The organism is Turicibacter sp. T129 (genome assembly GCF_025594975.1).
Classification (GTDB): Bacteria; Bacillota_I; Bacilli_A; order MOL361; family Turicibacteraceae; genus Turicibacter; species Turicibacter bilis.
On record NZ_JAMQUU010000095.1, the window covers coordinates 1 to 6,301 of the forward strand.

A 6,301-nucleotide genomic window follows, 5' to 3' on the forward strand; every position below is an offset into this window, starting at 1 on the left:
AATGGGAAATACGATTCAATTTTCATAACATTCACAAGGAGTACTTCACTAAATGAGCACTCCTTTTTGTGATACTCTTTTCTACTAGGCTGAATAGTTACAAATAAAATTAGTAAAATTTTGTAACGAATGAATGGTTTGAAAGTCTTATAGATGGAAGCGAGGTGATGGGGTGACAGAGTTTGAGAAGATTTATGCGGAATATTTTCCAGATGTTTATAAGTATGTTTTATCATTATGTCATCACGAGGCAATGGCAGAAGATATTACGCAAGAGACTTTTTTAAAGGCCATTAAAAATATTCATCGATTTAAGGGGGATTGTAAATTAAGAGTTTGGCTTTGCCATATTGCAAAGAATACGTATTTCACAAGTTATAAGAAGAGTAAACGAACTGAGCAATTGCCAGAAGAAATTGCGATGGAGAGCTTTGAATCTAAGCTGATTCATAAAGAAAAAGCATTTGAAATTCATCGAGCTGTTCATCGATTAGAAGACCCCTATAAAGAAGTGTTTAATTTACGGTTATTTGGAGAGCTATCATTTGCTCAAATTGGGGAATTATTTGGAAAGTCAGAAAGTTGGGCACGAGTCACGTTTCATCGAGCTAAACTCAAAGTAAAGGAGGACTTAAAATGAGGATTAGTTGTCAAATCATTGAAGATTTATTACCTCTTTATGTCGATGGGGTCTGTCAGGAGGACACGAAAGCTTTTATGAAGGAGCATTTGCAAACATGTGTTAAGTGTTCAGTAGCTTTAGATCAAATGAAACAGGATGAGTTTAAAGTGATTAAATCAGTTAATATTGAAGAAGCACAAGTGCAGACATTACAATCATTACGACAAAAATTTATGAAAAATAAAATTACATTAATTTTGTTATCAGTCTTTAGCGCAATAGGAATTTGTATTGGAGGTTACTTTTTAATCTTCAGGTTAGAAGTTCCAATTCAGTATAATGAAAGGTTGATTGGAGTTCAAGCGATAGAAGATCGTATGATGGAGTTTAAATTTTTAGAAGATGACTTTTATAGATGCCATCATTTACAACGAACAGTAGAGATTGATGGACAGATGAAAAATATTCTTATGATTTACTACACGAATACAATTTGGACAAAGCTATCCCCTAAGCAACAATTCATTTCTGATAGTGAAAATCTATTTACTGTAGAAGAGCATCAAAATCTCAGTGGATGGACCGAAGCTAATTGGGAGAAAGTTTATATTAATGGTAAGATTGATGCGGTTTATTATATGGTAGCTAATTATAATCATTTATTTGATAAACCATTAGACTCTGTATTGGAAAAAGCAACATTAGTTTGGGAGAGAGAATAAAAAAAGGCGACTGAAGTTTTTCAGTCGCTTTTTGATTAGTCGAAGTATGGAATACCGTTAGCATCGAAGGTAAAACCTTCTCCTAGTGTTTCGTAAACGTGGCTGACACTTACGAAAGCTTGAGAATCAATTTGATAAATGATTTCTTTTAAGGAACTTAATTCACGTTTATTAATAATAGTTAGGATAATCATTTTATCGCTTTTGTTATATGAACCCATACCGTGAATATATGTCGCTCCACGATTCATTTTGTTATGAATAGCATCTGCAATCTCTTGATATTTATCAGAAATAATTAAGACTTTTTGTCCAGCACGGAATCCTTCTTGGAATTTGTCAATCAGTTGAGCTGCAATATATAATCCAGTGATCGTGTAAATGGCATTGGTAAATGATAAGAAGATGATCATTGAAATTCCAATAACGATGGCATCAAAAGCAAACATCGTACGTGCCATTGGAATACCGATTTTATCTTTGATAATTTTTGCGATGATATCAACACCACCTGTTGTTCCACCCGCATTGAAGATAATTCCCAATCCTGTTCCAACGCAAACTCCCATTCCGATAGCTGAAATCATCATATCATTTGGAAGTGGTGGAACAATATGTCCTAACGTTTCAAATAAACTTAAGAACACAGATAACATACATGTTCCAAAAATCGTTAACCAGAATCCTTTTTTACTGAATTGACGGTAACCGATGATTAACATCGGGATGTTTAATAATAAGTTACTAACTCCAGTACTTAGTCCGAACAGATGGAACAAAATAATTGTGATTCCTGTAAAACCACCTTCAGCCATCTGATTGGTAACTGCAAAGTTGATGATTCCAAAGGCCATAATAGCTGTTCCAAGTGTAATTAACAATAGTTGTTTTAATAATTTTGTTGACACGCTGAACCTCCTAGATTTTTTTTCCTTTTATATCTTATTATATCACGTTTAGTCGAAGTTAAAATAAAATAAACTATAAAGATAGGCAAATGGTGGAGGGATATAATGAAAAAAATCGTTGTCGGTGGATTAGAAGGCAAAATGGGGAGTTTTCTTGTTGAAGCGATCAAGGCTGAAGAAGATATAGAGTTAGTTGCAGGGGTAAGTGAAGTTGAACAGTTAGATGGAGAGATTCCCATTTATAATGATATTCAAAAAGTTCTTGATGAAGTTGAGTTTGATGTTTATGTAGATTTCACAGTTTATCAGTTTGCCAAAATGGCGTCTGAGGTCATGTTAAAAGCAGGAAAAGCTATTGTCATTGGAACGACAGGTTTTAATAAAGAGGATTTAGATTATTTAAAAACAATAGCTAAAGAAAATGGCGGGAAAGGCGTCATTGCTCCTAATTTTTCAATTGGTGCGATTTTGATTAATAAGTTTACTGAAATTTGTTCGCACTATTTTGATAACTTTGAAATTGTAGAATATCACCATGTGAATAAAAAAGATCAGCCATCTGGAACGGCTACTTATATTGCGAATACGCTAGATTGTGCGCTTAAACGTAAATTAACATCGACTCATGTTCATAGTGTTCGCATGCCAGGTGTTTTAGCGAAACATCAAGTCTTGGTGAGTGATGAATATCAGACGCTAGAACTTATTCATCAATCAAATAGCCGCCATTCCTTTGAAAAAGGAATTATTCTTGCCATTCGCAAGGTTAGTGAATTGGATGAACTAGTATATGGATTGCAACATTTACTTGATTAAAGCCTTCATATCGAAGGTTTTTTTATGATAAAAAAGTAGAGTATGAGTTGATTATCCACTTTAATGTTAAGTATAATAAGAAGAGTATAATTTTGAGATGGAGTGTTAATCATGGAGTTACTTGCAACTGGAAAAATGGTTTTACAAACATTGAATGAAGCGGGATATGAAGCTTATTTTGTTGGTGGCATGGTTCGTGATCAACTAATTAATCTTCCGCTTTATGACATTGATATTACAACATCAGCTAAACCAGAAGTCGTGATGTCGCTGTTTGAAAAAACAATTGCCACAGGATTAGCACACGGAACTGTAACGGTAATCATTAATAAAATTCCAATTGAAGTAACGACTTTTAGAGTAGAGACAGGCTATGCGGATTATCGCCATCCAAATGAAGTGATTTTTACAGCTTCTTTAGAAGATGATTTAAAACGTCGGGACTTTACGATTAATGCCATTGCAAGAGATATTAATGATTGTTTATATGATCCCATGCAAGGGCTAAATGACCTTAACAATCAGTTATTAAAATGTGTAGGTGTACCGACCGAACGTTTTACAGAGGATCCACTTAGAATGCTTCGAGGTATCCGATTTGTTTCCAAGCTTGGGTTTTCATTAGATCACGAAACGTTAGAGGGGATTAAGAAGGTTAGTCCCTTGATTGCACATATCTCAAAAGAGCGTATTAAAAAGGAATTAGAAGGATTGATTCAGGGGAGCTCAAGGCAAGAGGCAATGCATTATTTATATGATACGCAGTTGTTAGAGGCGTTACCTGATTTAGCACCACTTTGTGAGTATCGAAGCTATAATTTTGAATTGTTAACGCATCCGATTTTATTATTTGTACTTGCTAGTCTAAATTTAGAAGAGTTATCAAGGTATTTATCAGCTTGGCCTTTTTCTAAAGAAGAGAAAAAATGTATTCAAGTGCTACGTTCATGTGTTCATTCACCAGTTCCGATGCCTTACTTTACTTATCGTTATGGTGAAACTTGGGCACAACTGTATCATCAACTGATTTGCTTTTTAAATCAGGAGATGAGACCATACGAAGTGATTGAATTACCTCTTCAAACGCGTAAACAATTAGCAATTGATGTAGCAACAATTACAAAAATAATTAATCGCCCAAAAGGGCCGTGGATTCAACAGTTACTAGAGGAGATTGAGTATCAAATTGTAATGAAGCAATTAGTCAATAATCGAGCGGTGCTTATTGAATTTATAAAACAGTACCGATAAGGAGTCAAATATGAATAAAAAAAATAAATGGTTAAAGCGTAGTGTCTTATTAATCATCGTTATTCTTTGTTCAGGTTTAATTTTATTAGCCTCGTATGTTTTACAATATAATAAGACCTTGATGACGTATCAAAAATCGTTAGCTAATTTGCCAGAAGTTTCTGAAGTTTTAGAAATAGCGGAGTATAGTGGTCAAGAGCAGTATTATGTGGCAAAAGTCTTGTTAACATCAAATAAAGAGTATTACTATTTTATTAAAGATAATACCGTTGATTTTAGCTATCCTGTTGAAGAATTGATGACACCTGAGCAAGCCGCACAAAAAGCCCTGTCGCTGATAGCGCAAGGCATAGTAAAACACTATTACTTAGGAATCTACGATGAAAAACCAGTCTATGAAGTATTAGTTTCTTTAGGAGATGAAGAGCATTATATCATTATTGATGCTAAAACTGGTGATGTATTATTACAATTCGATATAAAGTAGGAGAGATTGTGATGTACGAATTATGGAAAGAAAATTTATTAGACTTTAATACGTTATTATTAACAACTTATGGTGAGCTAGGTCTAAATGAACAAGAGTATGTCTTTTTAGTATTATTAGCTCGTTTACTTCAAACAAAGCCAGGAGGATGGACTTTTGCAGAGATTTCAACACATATGACCATTGATGATGCAAATTGTTCATTATTATTTATTAGTCTTGTCGAACGCCAATACATTTCAGTAAGCAGTAAAACAGATTCATTTGGAAAACGATTTGAAGAATATTCAATCTCACCATTATTTGAAAAATTAGAGCGACACTTAAAGCAGAAAAAAACACAGTCTCAATCCTCTCAACGTGAAGAAATTTTTAAAATGATTGAGCAAGAGTTCGGGATTTTAAGTCCACTTGATATTGAGACGATTCATTTATGGATGACAGAGGATAACTTTGATGCGGATTTAATTAAATTGGCTATTCAAGAAATGAACTCGTATCAAATTAAATCGATTCGCTATATTGATAAAATTTTATTAGATTGGAAAAAGAAAAATATTAAGACAGTCGAGGAAGCTAAACGTCAATTAATTGCTTTCCGTCAACGAAAACAAACAGCAGCGACAACATCAACACAAGCCCCTGCTGTCGATCCAAACTTCTATTATGATTGGATGAATGAATAGATAGAGGAGAACATCATGGTATCAAAGAAAAAAGCTGCAGAAATGATCGATGTAATGGAAGAATTATTTCCAGATGCACATTGTGAGTTAAATTTTAAAAATGAATTTGAATTAGTATTAGCCGTTTTATTATCGGCACAAACAACAGATAAAAGTGTGAATAAATTAACAGCTACATTATTTGAGAAATATAAGACACCACAAGATTATCTGAATGTAACATTAGAAGAATTAGAACAAGATATTAAAACCATTGGTTTATATCGAAGTAAAGCAAAAAATATTCAGGCATTATGCCGTTTATTACTTGAAGAATATAATGGTGTTGTACCAAATACATTTGAAGAGTTAGTTAAGTTACCAGGAGTCGGCCGTAAGACGGCAAATGTTGTTTTATCAGTAGGCTTTGATGTCCCACGTATCGCTGTTGATACACATGTCGATCGTATTTCTAAACGCCTTGGATTGGCAAAGGCTGATGATACAGTGTTAGATGTTGAACATAAATTAATGCGACTTATTAAAGAAGAACGTTGGTCTAAATCACATCATTTAATGATTTTCTTTGGCCGTTATCACTGCACAGCTAAAAATCCAAAATGTGAGACATGCCCATTATTTACTTCATGCAAAGAAGGGAAACGTTTAATTAAAAAAGTAAAATAAAAGGATTCCTCATTTGAGGAATCCTTTTTTTATGTGCGCCCGGCATGGGTATTATCTAACGGGTTAAAGTCCCGAGTACGTCCAAGTAGCGGAAAGTACATAGCCTAAGACAAGGGTGTCCTCTGAGAGGAGGAATCTGAAGG

General features: G+C 34.0%; 8 protein-coding genes. 7 read left to right on the forward strand and 1 reads right to left on the reverse strand.

Annotated features, from left to right (window positions below):
* Window positions 1-172 precede the first annotated feature (172 nt).
* Window positions 173-640: an RNA polymerase sigma factor gene (locus NEH75_RS12760; RefSeq protein ID WP_055305946.1), complete on the forward strand. Its 468-nt coding sequence runs from the start codon at window positions 173-175 to the stop codon at window positions 638-640.
* A complete protein-coding gene (locus NEH75_RS12765; RefSeq protein ID WP_055305945.1) occupies window positions 637-1,344 on the forward strand; it encodes a zf-HC2 domain-containing protein in 708 nt (235 codons plus the stop codon). Before NEH75_RS12760 ends, NEH75_RS12765 begins: the two co-directional genes overlap by 4 nt.
* A gap of 35 nt (window positions 1,345-1,379) precedes the next feature.
* On the opposite strand, the gene NEH75_RS12770 is transcribed toward NEH75_RS12765, so the two are convergent.
* A complete protein-coding gene (locus NEH75_RS12770) occupies window positions 1,380-2,252 on the reverse strand; it encodes a YitT family protein (protein ID WP_262948977.1) in 873 nt (290 codons plus the stop codon).
* 105 nt (window positions 2,253-2,357) lie between these two features.
* Here NEH75_RS12770 and dapB point away from each other — a divergent pair, with 105 nt between their 5' ends.
* The 5 genes from dapB to nth all read left to right on the forward strand — a co-directional run bounded on the left by dapB (window position 2,358) and on the right by nth (window position 6,158).
* Window positions 2,358-3,068, forward strand: coding sequence for a 4-hydroxy-tetrahydrodipicolinate reductase (gene dapB / locus NEH75_RS12775; RefSeq protein ID WP_055277433.1), 711 nt, complete (start codon window positions 2,358-2,360; stop codon window positions 3,066-3,068).
* Between the two features lie 111 nt (window positions 3,069-3,179).
* A complete protein-coding gene (locus tag NEH75_RS12780) occupies window positions 3,180-4,319 on the forward strand; it encodes a CCA tRNA nucleotidyltransferase (protein WP_055305943.1) in 1,140 nt (379 codons plus the stop codon).
* Window positions 4,320-4,329: 10 nt separating this feature from the next.
* Window positions 4,330-4,806 (forward strand): PepSY domain-containing protein, encoded by a 477-nt coding sequence (locus NEH75_RS12785; protein ID WP_055305942.1) that lies wholly within the window; start codon window positions 4,330-4,332, stop codon window positions 4,804-4,806.
* Window positions 4,807-4,817: 11 nt separating this feature from the next.
* Window positions 4,818-5,492 carry a DnaD domain-containing protein gene (locus NEH75_RS12790; protein ID WP_237252528.1) on the forward strand — a complete coding sequence of 225 codons (675 nt, stop codon included), beginning with the start codon at window positions 4,818-4,820 and terminating at the stop codon, window positions 5,490-5,492.
* Between the two features lie 15 nt (window positions 5,493-5,507).
* The gene (gene nth / locus NEH75_RS12795) at window positions 5,508-6,158 is read left to right on the forward strand and encodes an endonuclease III (RefSeq protein WP_055305941.1); all 651 of its coding nucleotides are present in this window, start codon (window positions 5,508-5,510) and stop codon (window positions 6,156-6,158) included.
* The last annotated feature ends 143 nt before the right edge of the window (window positions 6,159-6,301 follow it).

Bases quoted from the DNA above. Each gene is read 5' to 3' on its own strand.
- NEH75_RS12765 (WP_055305945.1), top strand. From the start codon at position 637: ATGAGGATTAGTTGTCAAATCATTGAAGATTTATTACCTCTTTATGTC.
- dapB (WP_055277433.1), top strand. From the start codon at position 2,358: ATGAAAAAAATCGTTGTCGGTGGATTAGAAGGCAAAATGGGGAGTTTT.
- NEH75_RS12780 (WP_055305943.1), top strand. From the start codon at position 3,180: ATGGAGTTACTTGCAACTGGAAAAATGGTTTTACAAACATTGAATGAA.
- NEH75_RS12785 (WP_055305942.1), top strand. From the start codon at position 4,330: ATGAATAAAAAAAATAAATGGTTAAAGCGTAGTGTCTTATTAATCATC.
- NEH75_RS12790 (WP_237252528.1), top strand. From the start codon at position 4,818: ATGTACGAATTATGGAAAGAAAATTTATTAGACTTTAATACGTTATTA.
- nth (WP_055305941.1), top strand. From the start codon at position 5,508: ATGGTATCAAAGAAAAAAGCTGCAGAAATGATCGATGTAATGGAAGAA.